Genomic DNA, 16614 nt, shown 5'->3' with positions numbered 1-16614 from the left:
AAACGACAATGAGTAACTTTTACCAAACCCTACAATCCGAAACGGAACAAGCGCGCCAATATCTACTAAGCGCACCCATTATTCATGATGTTTTTCATGGTCAGATCACCAAAGGCCAATACGTTTCATTTTTACAGCAGGCGTTTCATCACGTAAAGCACACAGTACCACTCCTTATGGCGTGTGGCGCAAGACTAGATGACAGTAAAGAATGGTTGCGAGAAGCGATAGGGCATTACATCGAAGAAGAAATGGGACACCAAGAGTGGATCCTTAATGATATTGCCGCCTGTGGTGTGGATAAAGAAGTAATACGTCATAGCATGCCAAGCTTCGCAACTGAAATGATGGTGTCTTATGCGTACGACAGTATCGCTCGTAAACATCCATTGAGCTTTTTTGGCATGGTTAATGTGCTTGAGGGCACTTCCATCGCACTTGCCGATGATGCAGCTCGTCAAATTGCGAAGAAACTTGGTCTGCCTCGTAGCGCATTTTCCTATTTAACATCTCATGGCGCGTTAGATGTTGAGCATATTGACTTTTTTGCAGGGCTGATGAACAAGATCAGCTGTGAAAAAGAGCAAGCGATCATTATTCACAGCGCTAAACAGTTTTATCGCTTGTACGGCGACATATTCCGCAATATTGAAGCGGTGCCTGCAGGTGTTGAATTTGCGGAGGTAGGTTGATGAAAGCAACAAAACTTGCCGTTATCACCGGGGGATCTCGAGGGATCGGTCGGGCCATTAGTAAACAGTTGGCCATGCATAATTGGCGTTGTCTGCTGATTGGTCGAGACAGCGAAAAATTAAAGCAGGTGATAGCGGGGTTATCCGGAGAACACGATTATCTTGCTTTGGATATCACCGCTGAGGACGCTGCGACACAAATCGCGAGAAAAGCGGCGACTATGGGTGGGGTTGACTTACTCGTCAACAACGCGGGCATTAACACCATGGCTGGGTTTGCTGAAATTTTACCAACTGACTTAAAAAAGCAGATGGAGACGAATTTATTGGCGCCCATGCTAGTTAGTCAAGCCTGTTTACCACAACTGATCTCAAGTCATGGCACCATAGTTAACCTAGGTTCAGCGTTTGGCTCTATCGGCTTTCCATATCAAAGCAGTTATTGCGCAAGCAAGTTCGGTTTGCGTGGTTTTACAGAGGCACTGACGCGGGAGCTCGATAACCAAGTAGCGGTTAAATATCTCGCGCCACGCGCAACCACAACTGAAATGAATGACGACCGCGCGACAGCTGTAAACCATGCACTCGGCAATCAGATGGACTCGCCAGAGGTCGTCGCACAAGCCTTTATGAAATTGCTCCATAGCAACACCAAACGTGCTGCCATTGGTTTTCCTGAACGGTTTTTTGCGAGACTCAATGGCTTGCTACCAGAGCTTGTTGATAACGCATTAATCAAAAAAGTGAAAACCATCCAAACCATTTTTTCCACTAAGGAGTCATTACGATGAACGCACTAAAAACCTTGTTAGCTTCAGCAACATTACTGGTATTCAGTCAAGGTGCTTGGGCAGCATTTGACGATGATCTTAGCCAAGTCCAAACTAAATGGGCAACGGTAAATTATGAAACCGAGGGCGATGCCCAAGAAAAAGCATTTGAAGAGCTGGTTAAGCAGTGCGTGGCATTTGTTGAACAATATCCAGATCGCGCTGAAGCTTACATCTGGCGTGGTATTGTGCAGTCGAGCTTTGCTGGAGCGAAAGGTGGCTTGGGGGCGCTTGGTCTTGCCAAAGATGCAAAAGCCTCATTCGAAAAAGCCATTGAACTTGATAAAAACGCACTGTCTGGTTCTGCATTAACGAGTTTAGGCACGCTCTATGCTCAGGTCCCAGGCTGGCCAATTGGGTTTGGCAGCGATAAAAAGGCGAAAAAGCTGTTCCAAGAATCATTAGCGATCAATCCGGCAGGAATTGATGTAAACTATTTCTATGCACAGTTTTTATATGACGAACGTGATTATAGTGCCGCACTTGCGCACTTAAAAAAAGCGCAGAATGCGCCAAGCCGTCCAGGTAGAGAAAAAGCCGATGAATACCGTCAAGAAGAAGTGGCACAGCTACTGGCGAAAGTCGAAAAAAAGCTAAAAAGAAGGAATAAATGAGGCTATTACTTGTAGAAGATGATGAGCTACTGGCACAGGGGCTTATCGCATCACTCAAAAAAGAAGGGTATGCCATTGAGCATGCGCCGACGCAAAGACAAGCAATCAGTTTTGTTGAATCTGGTGAATTTGAGCTGGTGGTGCTTGACCTAGGTCTACCCGACGGAGATGGTTTAGCGGTACTCAGGGCGCTAAAAAAAACCAAATCGCAAACCGCTGTGCTCATTCTAACGGCGAGAAATAGTCTTGATGATAAAATTGCAGGGCTGGATTTAGGGGCTGATGACTATTTGGCTAAGCCGTTTGAGCCAAAAGAACTGTTTGCGCGTTTACGGGTGATTGGTCGACGCTTCACCAAACAAGTTAGCAGCACCTTGAGCTGCAACGATGTCGTGTTAGATCTTGCCAGTCACGAGGTGCTTGTAAGTGGTAGCGCTCAAGAATTACCTCGTAAAGAATATATGCTACTCAAGGCGCTGATGGAAAACAGCGGCCGTGTGCTGTCTAAAACTCAGTTAGAATCTAAGCTCTATGATTGGGGAGAAGCTTTGGGCTCTAATGCTATTGAGGTGCATATTCACCACCTCCGCAAGAAAATGCCCGATGGATTTATCAAAACACTGCGTGGCATTGGCTACGTGGTTGGCAAGGGGGCTTAGTGGGCACGAGAAGCTCGCTTGGAGGTGCTTCAATAACGAGAAAGTTGACCCTAATTTTAGTGTCAGCTTTGGTGCTGACTGCATCCATGGCGCTGCTACGGGGTTATCACTCCAGCATGGCGATGGCACAAGCACAATTAGACAGCCATTTAGAGTCCATCGCAACACTCGTTAATGCTCAAGTTACTGCGACTACCTTGCCCAGTGCTGCGGGTAACAACGCATTTTACTTTTTAGTGCTTGAACACAATCAAGTTGTTGCGGGCAGTGAGTTACTTGCTAAGTACAAGAACAAGCTTAAATATCATGCTGGGTTTAGCACCCAAAATGTGGGCGCAACTAGACTCAGAACCTTCAGTGAAGCGTTTGGCGAAAGGCAAATACTGGTAGCAGAGCCGGTACAAAAGCGTTTTGCCCTTGCTGAAGGCATGATTGTCTCCGCAATGACGCCGCTGGTGGTGATTATGCCGTTTCTTGCGGTGTTTATCGCATGGATTATTTATACGGCGTTAAAGCCTTTACGAGATCTTTCTAGAGAGCTTAGACGACGTAACCCCAAAGACTTTACGCAGCTGGCAGTGCAAAGCGACAAAGCGGAAGTGGCAATCGTTATCGCGACGCTAAATGACCTCTTTCAAAAAGTTGAAGTCGCGTATCTTAAAGAGCGTTATTTTGCTTCCGATGCCGCTCATGAGTTAAAAACGCCGATCGCAAGCTTAAAAATCCACCTGCATAATTTAACGCACGATACTAAGCATCCCAGTGCCATTGCTATGTCAAAAGGGCTTGAGCAGCTAAACCATGTGGTTGAGCAAATGCTGACGTTAGCGCGTACAGAGCCAGAACTGTGGCATAAGCAATTTGCGCAGCAAGACTTAGTGGTATTAACTCAAGACTTGATTGCTAACTGTTACCCGAGAATTGAACAAAAATCACAAAATATCAGCTTAGAGGGATCAGAAGCGACCTTAGAGGGCTGTGAGTTCACATTAACCACATTATTTTCTAATCTAATTGGTAATGCTATTAAATACACGCCAATTGAAGGTGACATAGAAGTAAAAATTCAGCAGCATGCGCAGCGGGTTGTATGGCAAATCGATGATTCGGGTTGTGGTATGTCGGATGCGGAAATAGAACGAATTTTTGACAGATTTTATCGCGTTGGTGGAGATAAACACCCTTCAGGGGAAAAAGGGGCAGGTTTAGGAATGGCGATAGTCAATCATATAATTACAATTTACCATGCAGATATCTCTTTTGCTCGTAGTCATTTAGGCGGGCTTAGAGTTTGTGTAAATTTACCGAGGGGGCTGGATGCTAAGGACTAAGGTCTCTTCGCTGTCTTTCGCGCTTGGTTTGCCTTTGGCGACCTGTAGTTTCGCCTTGTGGGCGGAAGAAAGTTATACCATTATTCTTAAAAATCATTTGTTTACACCTGCACAAGTTGAGGTTCCTGCAAATCGTAAAGTAAAGCTCATCATCGAAAATCAAGACCCTCAGGTTGAAGAGTTTGACAGTTTTGATCTTAATCGTGAAAAAGTGCTCTTTCCAAACCGTAAAAGTGTGATTTATATCGGCCCGCTAGCACCCGGTGAATATAGTTTTTTTGGTGAATTTTCACCAAATACAGCACAAGGTATCGTTATCGTGAAGGATCCAAACAATGCTTCTTAATGCGGTGGTGGTGAGCGTGAACCAATTATTACCAGTAACTGTACTTTGGGTACTATTAGCACAATGTACCAATGCTGCTTTACCACTTAAAACGACACTCATCGCGTTGAGTGCGGGGCTAGTCGGCTGTTTTGGCATATGGTTTTTGGGTGGAGAAATAGCCTCGAGTTTTGATTATCGCGGGTTCGAGTTATTGCAAATAGGACTGCTACTCAGTTTATTTTGCTTAATGATTGCAACAAAACGCACCGGACGTACGGCACTTGCTGCCTTGGCCTTTGGATTAGCCGTGGTACTGTATTTGCACCATTTGGCAAGCTTTGCGTTCTCTTACTCAAAGCCAGCGGATGGTCAAACCCTCGCTATTGGCACCTCGCTCGGTGTGGGGATCTGTTTGAGCTTTTCTATTCTACTCTTCTTTTTCCTTGATTGGTTGAAGAGTAAGCACTTACCTTGGTTGTTGCTATTGTTATTGGCTTTACACGGTGCGAGTAAGGTGTCGATTGCATTGGACTTGGCGCTTCAAGTGGACTTAATTAGTGCCGCCAGACTTGAAATTGACTTGCGACAAATTGTGGACGAACACAGTGTTGTTGGTCGAGTGCTAAGAGTATTAGTGGGGTATGAAGCAACACCAAATGCTGCGACGCTTGCAGGGTTTGGAGGCGCGTTGATTACGTTCTTGGGATGTACATATTGGAGAACAGCGCATGCGAAATAATGTTTTACTCGCGCTGCTGGTGAGTTTCTTTGGGATTGTAGCGTTTAGTGCAAAAGCGGATGGTATGGTGGTGGACAAAGTTTATCATCCATACGTTTTACCGCTTGAACGTGAGTTGGAGTGGCGACTACTATCTCGCCAAACCGAGCAAGGGAATGTGTTGGCACAGCGTTTAGGACTTGGTTGGAGCCTCACCGAGACAATGACCATCGAAGGTTACGCAATAGGTGAGCGTGACGATGAGGGCAATTTTGACTTGGCAGCTTACGAGCTAGAGTCGCGGTGGCAATTTGTAGAGCAAGGGCGCTACTGGGCGGATATAGGCATGTTGTTCGAGCTTGAAAAACGCCATAAATTCGATGCCTATGAAGCTACCGCAGGGTTTTTATTTGAGAAGGAATTTGGCCGCACGAGCCTTACCATGAATGCATTTTTGGTGAGGGAGTGGGGTAAGGACATTGAGGATGAATGGGAATCTGAGTTTAGAGCGCAACTGCGCTACCGCTTGTATAGTGCTTTTCAGCCTGCAATTGAAGTCTATGTCGGAGAAGACTTTTTTGGTGTTGGTCCGGGTTTTATCGGATTGCATCGATTCGAAGGTCAAAAACAGCTGAAATGGGAAGCGGGTTTTATTTCGGAGATCAGCCAATCCGGCAAAGATCATAGCTTTAGACTCGCATTGGAATTTGAGTTTTAAGCGCCGCTTTTACTTTGTTTAAATAAAGGGGAGATGCAGCAAAAATGTCATTAGCTTATGGTGCATCTAGCTGTTAACTTTAGAGTCGAACTATAGATATCAAGGAAACGATATGTATCGCACGCTAACTTTATTGGGGTTGTTGTTCGTTAATAGTGCTTATGCACAGATTGCGCTTGAACGCGATATTCAAGAGCACATCGTGGTTGCGAACAAAGTATCTTTGCAGGTTTATCATGTTGCGGGCAATGAACCTGCCGTTGTTTTTGAAAGTGGCTCTGCAGCGCCTGCCATTTATTGGACACCAGTAATGATGGGTCTCGCGCAGCAAGTACCCAATGCATTGGTGGCCTATAACCGTGAAGGTTATGGCAAAAGCGAGCTTAGCCGCAGAGCCTATAGTATTGATACAGATAATCGTAATCTTCGTGAAGTGTTGAGAACGCTTGATATTCGGCCGCCATTTATTTATGTTGGTCATTCATACGCATACTATGTAATGCAAAACTACATCACCTATTATCCAGAGCAAGTTGCAGGCTTGTTGTATGTTGACCCTGTGACCGTTTACTTCATCGATAAAACCCATGCCTTAGCGCAGGATAAGCTACTTAACCCCTTGAGTACTCTGCCAGAAAATACCTTCGGTGAAGCTCTGCGCCGGGAAACTCAAGCGCTAAGTGAAACCGTTGCGAGTGTTCGGGCGCATCAAGCACCTGATCATATACCATGTCGTGTTATCGTTGCCCAAAGACCATTTGATCCAACTCAGCGCGATGTTAAAGCATGGCGAGAAGGACAAGAAGCATTGGCATCACATTGTGATTCTGAGCTAATTATTGCCAAGGGAAGCGACCACACCGTACCTATGAAAGCCCCGCAAGTGGTTGTCGAGCAAGTGGTGCAATTAATTCGGGAATTAGAGTCAAAAAAGTCTCTCTAGCTTTATGAATATTTTATTGCAATCTCTATTATTTACACAGGGTTAGGGGAATAATGTGTTTAAAAAATAGGGTGTTGAAAAAGCCGTGAAAAAAATATTGATATTTGTCATTAGCAAGTCATATTGATGATTAAAAATACATTGACTTAGGGCGGAATCCCTATATGATGTTCATAGACAGAATTTGAGTCAGTGTTTTAAAATCTCCATTACGTTGTTGTATAAGTGTTTGCTTGTAGTAGTACCGTCCTGAAGTTTTATCCACTCTACAAATTTAGGTCTATGCGCCCACATGGGCATAGCTCATCAATGCGCAGCATTGGTTTTTGTTTTTATATCAGGATTAGTATTATGTCTAACACTCTTACAGGTACCGTTAAGTGGTTTAACGAGTCTAAAGGTTTTGGTTTCATCGCTCAAGAAAATGGCCCTGACGTGTTCGCACACTTCAGCGCAATCAAAGGTGACGGTTTCCGTACACTTGCTGAAGGCGAGAGAGTAGAATTCACAGTAACTGACGGCCAGAAAGGTCCTCAAGCTGAGAACATCGTTAAGCTTTAATCGCTTAATTGATGAAGAAAAAGCAAGCTAAGGCTTGCTTTTTTTGTGCCTAAAATATTGCTATTTGCTCCCTCGGGTTGAGTGAATAATGAACAAACTGGTATAGCGCGGCTAGACAGATTAACCCCTCAAATTAGCATTGTATTTCTGTGTGTCTTGGCGAGATGTTCAAGCGTATTGATCGCCGAAGCATAAATCTCTCGCGATGTTTTATTGAGCCCGCCGCTAGCTGCTGAGATTTCAAATGTACGCTTCATATCACCAAGTAAATTGATTTTTTCGTGAGGATTTTCAGTTATTGATATTGGCGCGCCGATAGCCATCATTTGGCCTGAATCAATAAATCCTCCTTCGAATAGTTCTCGGGACATAGCCCGTACTTCCGCCGCTGAAATGTTGTGAACGTTGTAGTTAGAGGCAATAGTTTGCCAATTATGTTCGGCACTGTTTGCGGTTTGGCTAATAGAGACTCGGGTGTCTTTCTGTACTGCTTCAGCCTCTTTTGGTTGATGCGGGCTATGGCTGCTATAAGTTTCTGGTGATCCAACCTCCTGGGTTTGGCTAACAAGCATAGGTAATCCTTTATATGATGAAATGTAGAACAATAATTGAGCAATTATCGTGCCGCAACATTTTGGGTAGCTATTCTTAATTCAATAGCGAGTTAAAGAAGAATATAGAGGACGCTCCAGTCACTTTTACAGTATCATATGTCCATGATACACAGTTTTAAAAGTGATACGGTTAATTATGTCTTTACCACCTTGCCCCAAGTGCAATTCTGAATATGTTTATCAAGATCAAAGTCAGCTAATATGCCCTGAATGTGCTTACGAATGGGATCCAAACGCGACTGCTACCGAGGACGACATTCAAGTAAAAGATGCCAATGGCACACTATTAGTGGATGGCGATAAAGTCACTGTGATTAAAGATCTTAAGATTAAAGGCAGCTCACAAGTCATTAAGATTGGTACCAAGGCTTTGGTAAGGCGTGTGCTGGATAAAAAAGACCACGAACTTGACTGCAAGGTTGATGGCGTAGGTGAAATGATGGTTACGGCGAAATTTGTGAAAAAAGCATATACTTAAGTGGGTAAGTGTTCAGAGGTTATGGAGTTTTGAAGTTGCTCCACTTCTATTAAACTGATTTGTCTTTTACGGGTAGTTGCCATAGCTAGTTTCCTCTGCAGAATTAAAGCTTAGGCGGTATCTTTGGAAGGTGCAAATTAGTGGTGGGTGTCTCGTCTATTTCTCGTCTATTTATTCTCGCAGTGTCTCGTCTATTCTTGCAAGGTCCCAACTTATTCATTTGCAATACCAAATGCTTTAATGTTATATGATTAAGTATAATTTCATCAGATGAAATGTTTCTTTTTTATTAGTGAGGGTTCGATGGAACAAAACCTATTTTCATTGACGAACAAAAATAATCACATTAAATACACTATATTTGGTAGTGGTATTGGTATGGGATATATCCTTGCTCAACTACTTCTATTTGGAGTCATTGGTATTGTAATAGGCTTGATTTCAGGCTATGACAGTCTACCAATTGTATTTGGTATTTACCTGTCTCTTCTAGGAATCGTTATTGCGTGTTTTATTGGCGCCATAAAAAGTACTGAACAATCTGTTAGCATCAAGAATGATTTATTGCTGGTTCATAAAGGTTCAGATGATAAAGAAATCCCTCTCAATCAAATTCAATCTATCGAAATTGAAAACAAGCTGCTAAGTTCACCAATTATTGATAGTTATAAAGCTGGTACAAATAGACAGCCTTCGCCTCTGTGGCTTGCGTTAGGAAAGGGAGGTGCAGCAATTTATGCAAGTGATGCATTAAATAAAATCACTTCTACTTTTGGGGCGGATGTACGTAGGATGCGGCTTAAAAGTAGGCTGAAAAAAGAGTATTCAATTATCTGTGTTATAAACGGTAAATCAGAGTGTTTATTTAAAAACTTGAAAGAATCAACCGTATTCGCTCTGTATTACTCACTTGCTCAAACAATCATTGATAAAAAAACTCCAGTATTCCACAATCAATCGGATGCTATTTCAGGTCGTACAACCCATAGGGCATTCAAATGGTGTTCAACTCTAGGATTGTTTTTATGGATTTTATTACCCGTTGCAATCTATCAGTATGATCAAAAATTTGTGCCAAAAGATAATTGGAAATATGATAATAAGGCTGTCATTACCTCAATACAGGAAAATGTATACATCCTTCAGGCTAATCGCATATCTTCACGTAGGGCGGAAGAGTTAGGATTAAGAGAGAATAGACTACCAGAGCAAGACAATATAAAAGTTCTCGACTTCAGAGGTCGTTTAAAAAAGGATACTTTGTACTATCCTGATATAAGTAAGCATAATATGTTGCAGAAGCTCCCCGCGATAGCCTCGGATTCGAGAAGTGAGGGAGTTTACTATGTTTTTAGCCCAGGGTATCAATCAAAAATGGTGCAGTTTGAGTTAAAATATGGTATTGGACTAGATAAATATAAAGATTACCAAAAACTAAAAAAATTAAATATTCAGCTTGAACCTATCGCAGGAAAAGCTAAAACAGGTAGGCTATTTATTAGTGGCAGCTATGAAAATGTTGAGTTTAAAAATAAGGAATTAAAATACAAACCTTGGATGGAGTTATCTACAGGCACCTATCAAATATCGGTAACCGTGGGTACAATAACAGACACTTTTATGTTTGATATTCATGCGAAAACAGATGCTCTATATTACGTAGGTCTTCAGTCTACCCTTTGGGGGATAGGACCAAAAAAAATAGTGTTTGAAGATGTTTATAAACTTGCAAGTCAATAGTACCAACATCGCAACCCGCTACTATATAGTAATTGTAGTATTCCAAGCTGAACAATTTCGTTTAGCTGATAGTTGCCGTAATTTCTAAAGGGCGCTTTAAATATAAACTAATGTGTTTCTAGAGATGAAGAGAGGTTATTACTCTCATTAGTTATCTATGAGTTAGCCACCTGATAAATGATACTCATCACTATTTGGTTTGCATCGATTATGGGATGTCTGATTTAAATTGTATGAGTATCTAAGGCAATGAAAAGTATGCTATGTTTGTTCATACTAGCCTCTGCTGTTTAGTTATTTGAAAAATTAATTATGGTTCCAGCACAAGTTAATGGTGGGTGTCTCGTCTATTTCTCTATTCTATCGTCTATTTCTATTCACCTCTATAGGGTAGTAAACAGAGTCATTGAACCTGCAGGCTCGGCGTTATCACTTCTATTTTATGGCAAGCGCTTTTAATATGCCGGAATACAGGGTAATGTGGTGCGCTGTAAATTTAACCAGAAATGTTAAGGAAAACATATTATGAATATATTGTATATTTGTACCCTCGTGATCAGTCTCGCAATTACCTTTGCTGTATCGGTTGAAACGAACTATGACGGTTTAGTCGTTGTTATGGCTGCGAGCTTCTGCATTCAACTTCTTGGTTTACTTTATCTTGTTGTTAGAAGAAATATCATTGCCTATATCGCCATGGTCTGGTTTTTACCCTTTGTGCCTCTGGGTATCATCGGTGTCATTGGTTTAAGCCGAATGGTCGATAAGCATAACTAGGCGGTGAACTTGTATCTACAGAGCCTAGTAAGACCTATTATCTTGATGAGAGGCAAACTAATCGCTTTGGCCTAATTGGATTGATCGGTACTGGTGTTGGCATTATCGTTCCATTCATTCTTGTAGCTGCTATGTTGATGGTGGCCTTGTATATAATCAGAACAAAAATGGAAGTAGTACAAATTTTTGATAAGCACGTAGAAATTAAAAAAATTCCGGGTGCTAATAAACTTTTCATTAAAAAAGACGGTTTTACGCACTTTCAACACGATGAATCTGCGATCCGCTTTACCTATATCACTGACAACGGAGAGAAAAAGTCCCAAGAAATTCCTTTGATGTTTATTCAAGAGGATAAACGTCAAGAGCTTGTTGAACAGTTGCAAAGTGTTGTGCATACAAGTGCGAATTACGCCGAACAAACGATGGAAGAAGTTGCTCAGTCGTAAGTTAGCAAGCAAGATAATCACTCTCAGATTTACTTATGCAAGTCTGAGAGTGAAATTCATCGGCTTCAATTTACGCCTGGTTTATCATGGTCTGTTATAGCTCCGCAGCAACCACCGAAATCTCAACAAGCAATGCATCACGAGCCATGCTCGCTTCTACACAAGCGCGAGCTGGTGCATAACCTTCAGGCACCCATGCATCCCATACCTCGTTCATTTCTGCAAAATATTTCATGTCTTTAATATAAATTGTCGCAGAAAGAATGTGTTTGCGGTCGCTGCCTGCTTGAATAAGTAGCTCATCAACTTTCTCAAGCATGGTTTCAGTTTGTTCCTTAATTCCTTGTTCTGCGTCTTTACACACTTGGCCACATAAATAAACAGTACCATTGTGTTTTACAATACGGCTCATTCGTTGTTTGGTGTCAATTCGTTCAATCACTGTTTTTCCTTTCTAATCGTTACTGTAATCGGCAGGTTTAGGCTGAAATGTTATCTCTTTTTTATAAGATGAGCTACTTGCTTGGTATTGGTTTTGTGAAAAGCATCGACGGTTAATTGCTACCTACACAAATCAAGATACGTGAGAGTATTTTGAACTAAAGCAATTGGGTTTAGCTACAGCTCTAAAACGCGTCGGTAAGCTTCTGTTTTACTTATCTTAGTAAATGCATTACGTAGTCTCTCAACGATCGCTAACGGAAGCTGGTTGTTCGTTGCAAGGTAACCTTTTACCGAGAGTGCTTCCACATCGTATAAAAAGGTAAAGTGGTCAGCAGGAAGGTTAAGCTCCGAGGCCATGGTTTTGATATAACGCGGGTCATCAATCACTAAATCAACACGGTTTGTGACGAGTAATTCATATGACTTTTCGATGTCGCTGGTTTGAACAAAGTTAAACCCGAGTGCTTTAAGTGTGCCTTCTGCGATATCACCACGCTGAACCGCTATTTTGTATTGCCTGGCATCCTCAAGTGATTGAATTTTTATGTCCTCGCGATAGCGATTGGTAACAAAACCTAAATGAAATACAGCAACAGGACCAATCCAATGAAAGCTGTCTTCTCTCGCGGGGGTCTTTGCGATGCTATAAATTAAGGTATGTTTGTCATGCTGCGCTAATTTAAAAGCTCTAGCCCAAGGGTAAATAGAAAACTGTCCCTCGAGTTCAGCTGCTTTTAAAATCGCTTTGACCAGATCGGTACTTGAACCTGCAACTTGGTGGTTTTCTATGGTTTGATTGGGTGGAGAAAGTTCCGTAACAACCTGCAATTTAGCCCATAAGGGCAACGGGCTATTCAGCAAAATAAAAAGTAGTAGACGTCCAACAACAGCATTCGTCATTACTAAACAACTCCACACGTTAATGCGTTAATCTATATTTAGCATAGATGGATTTTATTTTTCCGTCATTAACCATTCGTCGCAAGGCGATATTTATTTCCGTTTGTAGCTCAGTTAGATGAGGCTGCAAGCGCATATGTACGGGTAATCGGCTTATTTCATAGCAAGACTGAAATTTGCGATACTTTGGTTGTTGTGAAATATAGTAGTCTGCTGTCACCGAGCCAATCATGATGTAGTCTAAACGCTCATGTTCAAGCTGTGCGAGCAGTTCTTTCTCCGATACATTTTCATAAACTACGATCTTGTCTTCGCCCAAGTGCGCTTCAAAATTATCGTAACGATATCCTCTTACTTTGCCGACCAATGCGCCGTAAAACTGCTCAGGCCTATGCTTGCCTACACAGCGAGATTGATACCCAAGCAGTACTTCGGTTGAGAAGGCATAGTCGATGCTGTAAATCCCCGGAACGTCTGCTTCGGCCCGCCATACTTTATTGATCCCAGGTTCAATATCTATTTTTCCTTGGTCGAAATAGCGCTGTCCTCTGGCGACAGAGAGCGGCATAAACTCAAATTGGTGTGAAGTCAGTTTTGCCAACTCTTGAAAAATGTCGACAAAAATACCTTTGGGTTTTCCCTGTTCTTCAAAATAGTAAGGAGGATTAGCACCGTGATAGACCAGTACGGTATAGATCTTCGCCTGCGCTAAGCCGCTTATTAGCAGCAGGGAAAGTATTACTATTTGAAAACACCGCATAGTAATCTTCAGGCTAAAGTAAAGGTATCTTCATAATATGCATGATTTTTGAGCGATGCAATTAATCCTTACCTGATACCGTATCGAGATAAATACATCAGACTGATTATTTATCACAAGCTATAAATATGGTGAATACTGCTTATATTGAAAATTGTCGACAATTTGCGGCGAGGCTGGTTGACGTGCGCGTCAACCAGCACTATATTGTCTACAACTTAAATTACTAAGACTGGCTAACTAATGATGAGCTTTTTTGACGAGCAAGCGGTTACTTCTTCTGATAAAGCATTCTTTCGTATGCGTAAGGAAATTGTAGAAGGGGAAATAGCGGCAGGTTCTAAGCTCAGCGAAATGGAATTGTCGACAAAGTATGAGGTCAGCAGAGCGGTTGTTCGCGAGGCAATTAATCGCTTGGAGTCATGTCATTTAGTTGAACGTAAAGCCAATGTAGGGGCGCGGGTTGTTACTCTCACACCGGAAGGGTTAATGGAGCTTTATCAGATCCGTGAAGCACTAGAAGGGATGGCGGCAAGGCTTGCAGCGCAGCACATGACTGACAGTGAAATTCAAGACTTAGAAGGTTTGTTGTCGAGTCAATTCGATGAAGTCAAAAACCAACATTCTTATTATCAAGAAGCGGGTGATCTCGATTTTCATTACCGCATTATTCTTGGCAGTAAAAATGCGAGCCTTATCTCAATGCTAGTCAATGGACTGTACCACTTGGTACGTATGTATCGTGTGCAGTTAGGGATGGCCGGTCCCCGCGTCACCACGGCATTTGACGAGCATAAACATATCGTTCGTGCGATCAGTAACCGCGACCCAGAACTGGCAGAAATACTGATGCGTCGACATATTCAATATTCTAAAAATAATATCGCAACCAAGTTAGCAAGCAATCAATCACACTTTTAAGAGAGAGCATCATCATGAGCGCAGGAAAAAAATTTCGTGAAGCATTAAAAGCCAATAAACCGCTTCAAATCGTCGGCACTATCAACGCATATAGCGCGATGATGGCAAAGAAAATCGGTCATCAAGCTATCTATCTTTCTGGTGGTGGCGTTGCTAATGCATCTTATGGTTTACCTGACTTAGGAATGACATCTCTAAATGATGTAATTGCAGATGTAAGTCGCATTACCTCGGCTTGTGATCTACCTTTAATGGTCGACATTGATACTGGATGGGGCGGCGCTTTCAATATCGCAAAAACCATCCGAGATATGGAAAAAGCAGGTGCCGCTGCGGTACATATGGAAGATCAAGTAGCGCAAAAGCGTTGTGGTCACCGTCCAAATAAAGAAATTGTGTCGACCGAAGAAATGGTTGACCGTATTAAAGCAGCAGTTGATGCGCGCACCGATCCTGACTTTTTCATTATGGCAAGAACAGATTCGTTTGCACAAGAAGGGCTAGAAGCGGCAATTGAACGTGCAAAAGCTTATGTTGCAGCAGGCGCTGATGGCATTTTTGCAGAAGCGGTACAAACTGAAGAACACTATCGCGCATTCAGCGAAGCACTTGATGTGCCCATCCTCGCGAATATCACTGAGTTTGGTAAGACAGAACTTTGGAACAAAGCTGAGCTGGGTGAGTGGGGCGTAGATATGGTGCTTTACCCATTGAGTGCGTTCAGAGCGATGAACAAAGCGGCGGAGCTGGTGTATCAGTCTATTTTAGAAAATGGGGACCAAAAAGCGGTACTCGATACCATGCAAACCCGAATGGATTTGTATGATTACCTTGGCTATCACGATTATGAGCAAAAGCTCGATGCATTATTCGCCGAAGGTAAAAATAAGTAAGAAATTAAAGCTGTTGAGGGTTGCTCAGCAGCACAAAATATCAATACCCAGCAGGTAAAAAATTCAGGAGACAATAATATGGCTAAAGTACTAAGTGGCGCGGGCCTTCGTGGTCAAGTAGCAGGAAAAACAGCACTATCAACGGTAGGTAAGTCGGGCTCAGGTTTGACTTATCGTGGCTACGATGTAAAGGATCTAGCTGAAAATTGTCAGTTTGAAGAGGTGGCTCACCTTATCCTTAAAGGTAACTTACCAAATCAAGCTGAACTGGACGCTTATAAAAGCGAACTAAAAGCAATGCGCGGTTTGCCGCAGGCGTTAAAAGAAGTATTAGAACGTATTCCTGCTGATGCACACCCAATGGACGTATTACGCACGGGTTGTTCAATGCTTGGCAACCTTGAAGGTGAAGCAAGCTTTGATGAGCAAGGTAAAGTAACTGACCGCATGCTAGCAAGTTTCCCTAGCATTATTTGTTATTGGTATCGCTTTAGCCATGATGGCGTTCGTATCGATGTGGAGACGGACGACGATTCAATCGGTGCACATTTCTTACACTTATTGCACGGCGAAAAACCAAGTGAGCTACATGAGCGTGTGATGCATGTATCACTTATCCTTTATGCAGAGCATGAGTTTAACGCATCAACCTTTACAGCGCGTGTTTGTGCTTCAACGCTTTCTGATATGCATTCATGTATTACTGGTGCGATTGGCTCTCTACGTGGCCCACTTCATGGTGGTGCAAACGAAGCGGCAATGGAAATGATTGAGTGCTTTGAATCTGCGGATCACGCAGAACAAGAAATGATGGGTATGCTTGAGCGTAAAGAAAAGATCATGGGCTTTGGTCACGCTATTTATTCAGAATGTGACCCTCGTAACGAAATCATCAAACGTTGGTCTGAAAAACTAGCGGCAGATGTGGGTGATACGGTACTTTACCCTGTATCTGTACGCTGTGAAGAAGTCATGTGGCGCGAGAAAAAACTATTCTGTAATGCCGATTTCTTCCATGCATCAGCTTATAACTTTATGAAGATCCCGACTAAATTGTTCACACCAATCTTTGTTATGTCACGCTTAACTGGTTGGGCTGCACACGTTATGGAGCAGCGCGCAGATAACCGTATCATTCGTCCATCGGCGGAATATACTGGCGAGGAGCTACGCCCAGTTCCAGCCATATCTGAGCGTTAATCGAACACTGTTCGAATCTATTCTGGCGGTCGCCATGGCCGCCT

21 protein-coding genes are annotated in these 16614 nt (G+C 42.6%); 17 read left to right on the top strand and 4 right to left on the bottom strand.

Annotation, left to right across the window (positions count from 1 at the left end):
- Positions 1-8: 8 nt before the first annotated feature.
- The 10 genes from DS891_RS09045 (at position 9) to DS891_RS09000 (ending at position 7394) form a co-directional block, all read left to right on the top strand.
- The gene (locus tag DS891_RS09045; RefSeq protein ID WP_102058320.1) at positions 9-692 is read left to right on the top strand and encodes a TenA family transcriptional regulator; all 684 of its coding nucleotides are present in this window, start codon (positions 9-11) and stop codon (positions 690-692) included.
- A complete protein-coding gene (locus DS891_RS09040; RefSeq protein WP_102058321.1) occupies positions 692-1483 on the top strand; it encodes an SDR family oxidoreductase in 792 nt (263 codons plus the stop codon). Before DS891_RS09045 ends, DS891_RS09040 begins: the two co-directional genes overlap by 1 nt.
- Complete coding sequence (locus tag DS891_RS09035; RefSeq protein WP_010603827.1) at positions 1480-2136, top strand: hypothetical protein; 657 nt, start codon at positions 1480-1482, stop codon at positions 2134-2136. The genes DS891_RS09040 and DS891_RS09035 overlap by 4 nt, the downstream gene beginning before the upstream one ends.
- Positions 2133-2795: a response regulator gene (locus DS891_RS09030; RefSeq protein WP_010603826.1), complete on the top strand. Its 663-nt coding sequence runs from the start codon at positions 2133-2135 to the stop codon at positions 2793-2795. Before DS891_RS09035 ends, DS891_RS09030 begins: the two co-directional genes overlap by 4 nt.
- Positions 2795-4126, top strand: coding sequence for an ATP-binding protein (locus tag DS891_RS09025; protein WP_174169586.1), 1332 nt, complete (start codon positions 2795-2797; stop codon positions 4124-4126). Before DS891_RS09030 ends, DS891_RS09025 begins: the two co-directional genes overlap by 1 nt.
- Positions 4113-4472 carry a cupredoxin domain-containing protein gene (locus DS891_RS09020; protein ID WP_102058324.1) on the top strand — a complete coding sequence of 120 codons (360 nt, stop codon included), beginning with the start codon at positions 4113-4115 and terminating at the stop codon, positions 4470-4472. Before DS891_RS09025 ends, DS891_RS09020 begins: the two co-directional genes overlap by 14 nt.
- Positions 4462-5193, top strand: coding sequence for a hypothetical protein (locus DS891_RS09015; RefSeq protein ID WP_102058325.1), 732 nt, complete (start codon positions 4462-4464; stop codon positions 5191-5193). The genes DS891_RS09020 and DS891_RS09015 overlap by 11 nt, the downstream gene beginning before the upstream one ends.
- The gene (locus DS891_RS09010; protein WP_174169585.1) at positions 5183-5890 is read left to right on the top strand and encodes a hypothetical protein; all 708 of its coding nucleotides are present in this window, start codon (positions 5183-5185) and stop codon (positions 5888-5890) included. The genes DS891_RS09015 and DS891_RS09010 overlap by 11 nt, the downstream gene beginning before the upstream one ends.
- A gap of 112 nt (positions 5891-6002) precedes the next feature.
- Positions 6003-6833 (top strand): alpha/beta fold hydrolase, encoded by an 831-nt coding sequence (locus tag DS891_RS09005; protein WP_174169584.1) that lies wholly within the window; start codon positions 6003-6005, stop codon positions 6831-6833.
- A 351-nt stretch (positions 6834-7184) separates the two neighbouring features.
- Entirely contained in the window at positions 7185-7394 is a 210-nt protein-coding gene (locus tag DS891_RS09000) for a cold-shock protein (RefSeq protein WP_010603820.1), read from the top strand.
- A 128-nt stretch (positions 7395-7522) separates the two neighbouring features.
- On the opposite strand, the gene DS891_RS08995 is transcribed toward DS891_RS09000, so the two are convergent.
- The gene (locus DS891_RS08995) at positions 7523-7966 is read right to left on the bottom strand and encodes a hypothetical protein (protein ID WP_174169583.1); all 444 of its coding nucleotides are present in this window, start codon (positions 7964-7966) and stop codon (positions 7523-7525) included.
- A 178-nt stretch (positions 7967-8144) separates the two neighbouring features.
- Between DS891_RS08995 and DS891_RS08990 the strand changes: the two genes are divergently transcribed.
- The 4 genes from DS891_RS08990 (at position 8145) to DS891_RS08975 (ending at position 11452) form a co-directional block, all read left to right on the top strand.
- Entirely contained in the window at positions 8145-8486 is a 342-nt protein-coding gene (locus DS891_RS08990) for a zinc ribbon domain-containing protein YjdM (RefSeq protein WP_174169582.1), read from the top strand.
- Between the two features lie 303 nt (positions 8487-8789).
- Positions 8790-10226 carry a hypothetical protein gene (locus tag DS891_RS08985; RefSeq protein ID WP_174169581.1) on the top strand — a complete coding sequence of 479 codons (1437 nt, stop codon included), beginning with the start codon at positions 8790-8792 and terminating at the stop codon, positions 10224-10226.
- A gap of 525 nt (positions 10227-10751) precedes the next feature.
- Positions 10752-11003 (top strand): hypothetical protein, encoded by a 252-nt coding sequence (locus tag DS891_RS08980; RefSeq protein WP_174169580.1) that lies wholly within the window; start codon positions 10752-10754, stop codon positions 11001-11003.
- Between the two features lie 167 nt (positions 11004-11170).
- Entirely contained in the window at positions 11171-11452 is a 282-nt protein-coding gene (locus DS891_RS08975; protein WP_174169579.1) for a hypothetical protein, read from the top strand.
- A gap of 94 nt (positions 11453-11546) precedes the next feature.
- Here the strand turns inward: DS891_RS08975 and DS891_RS08970 are convergent, their stop codons facing one another.
- From DS891_RS08970 to DS891_RS08960, 3 genes are all read right to left on the bottom strand, one after another.
- Positions 11547-11894: a RidA family protein gene (locus tag DS891_RS08970; RefSeq protein WP_174169578.1), complete on the bottom strand. Its 348-nt coding sequence runs from the start codon at positions 11892-11894 to the stop codon at positions 11547-11549.
- Between the two features lie 176 nt (positions 11895-12070).
- A complete protein-coding gene (locus DS891_RS08965) occupies positions 12071-12796 on the bottom strand; it encodes an ABC transporter substrate-binding protein (protein ID WP_174169577.1) in 726 nt (241 codons plus the stop codon).
- A gap of 19 nt (positions 12797-12815) precedes the next feature.
- Complete coding sequence (locus tag DS891_RS08960; RefSeq protein ID WP_217448611.1) at positions 12816-13556, bottom strand: ABC transporter substrate-binding protein; 741 nt, start codon at positions 13554-13556, stop codon at positions 12816-12818.
- A gap of 246 nt (positions 13557-13802) precedes the next feature.
- On the opposite strand from DS891_RS08960, the gene DS891_RS08955 reads away from it, so the two are divergent.
- The 3 genes from DS891_RS08955 (at position 13803) to prpC (ending at position 16570) form a co-directional block, all read left to right on the top strand.
- Positions 13803-14477, top strand: a complete 675-nt coding sequence (locus DS891_RS08955; RefSeq protein ID WP_174169697.1) for a GntR family transcriptional regulator — start codon at positions 13803-13805, stop codon at positions 14475-14477.
- 14 nt (positions 14478-14491) lie between these two features.
- On the top strand, positions 14492-15370 hold the full coding sequence (prpB, locus tag DS891_RS08950; RefSeq protein WP_010603812.1) for a methylisocitrate lyase: 879 nt from the start codon (positions 14492-14494) through the stop codon (positions 15368-15370).
- A gap of 78 nt (positions 15371-15448) precedes the next feature.
- Complete coding sequence (gene prpC / locus DS891_RS08945) at positions 15449-16570, top strand: 2-methylcitrate synthase (protein WP_174169576.1); 1122 nt, start codon at positions 15449-15451, stop codon at positions 16568-16570.
- The last annotated feature ends 44 nt before the right edge of the window (positions 16571-16614 follow it).

Origin of the sequence: Pseudoalteromonas sp. JC28 (assembly GCF_013319255.1) — a bacterium.
In the GTDB taxonomy this organism is placed as follows: domain Bacteria; phylum Pseudomonadota; class Gammaproteobacteria; order Enterobacterales; family Alteromonadaceae; genus Pseudoalteromonas.
This window is presented reverse-complemented; position numbering and strand designations above follow the sequence as displayed.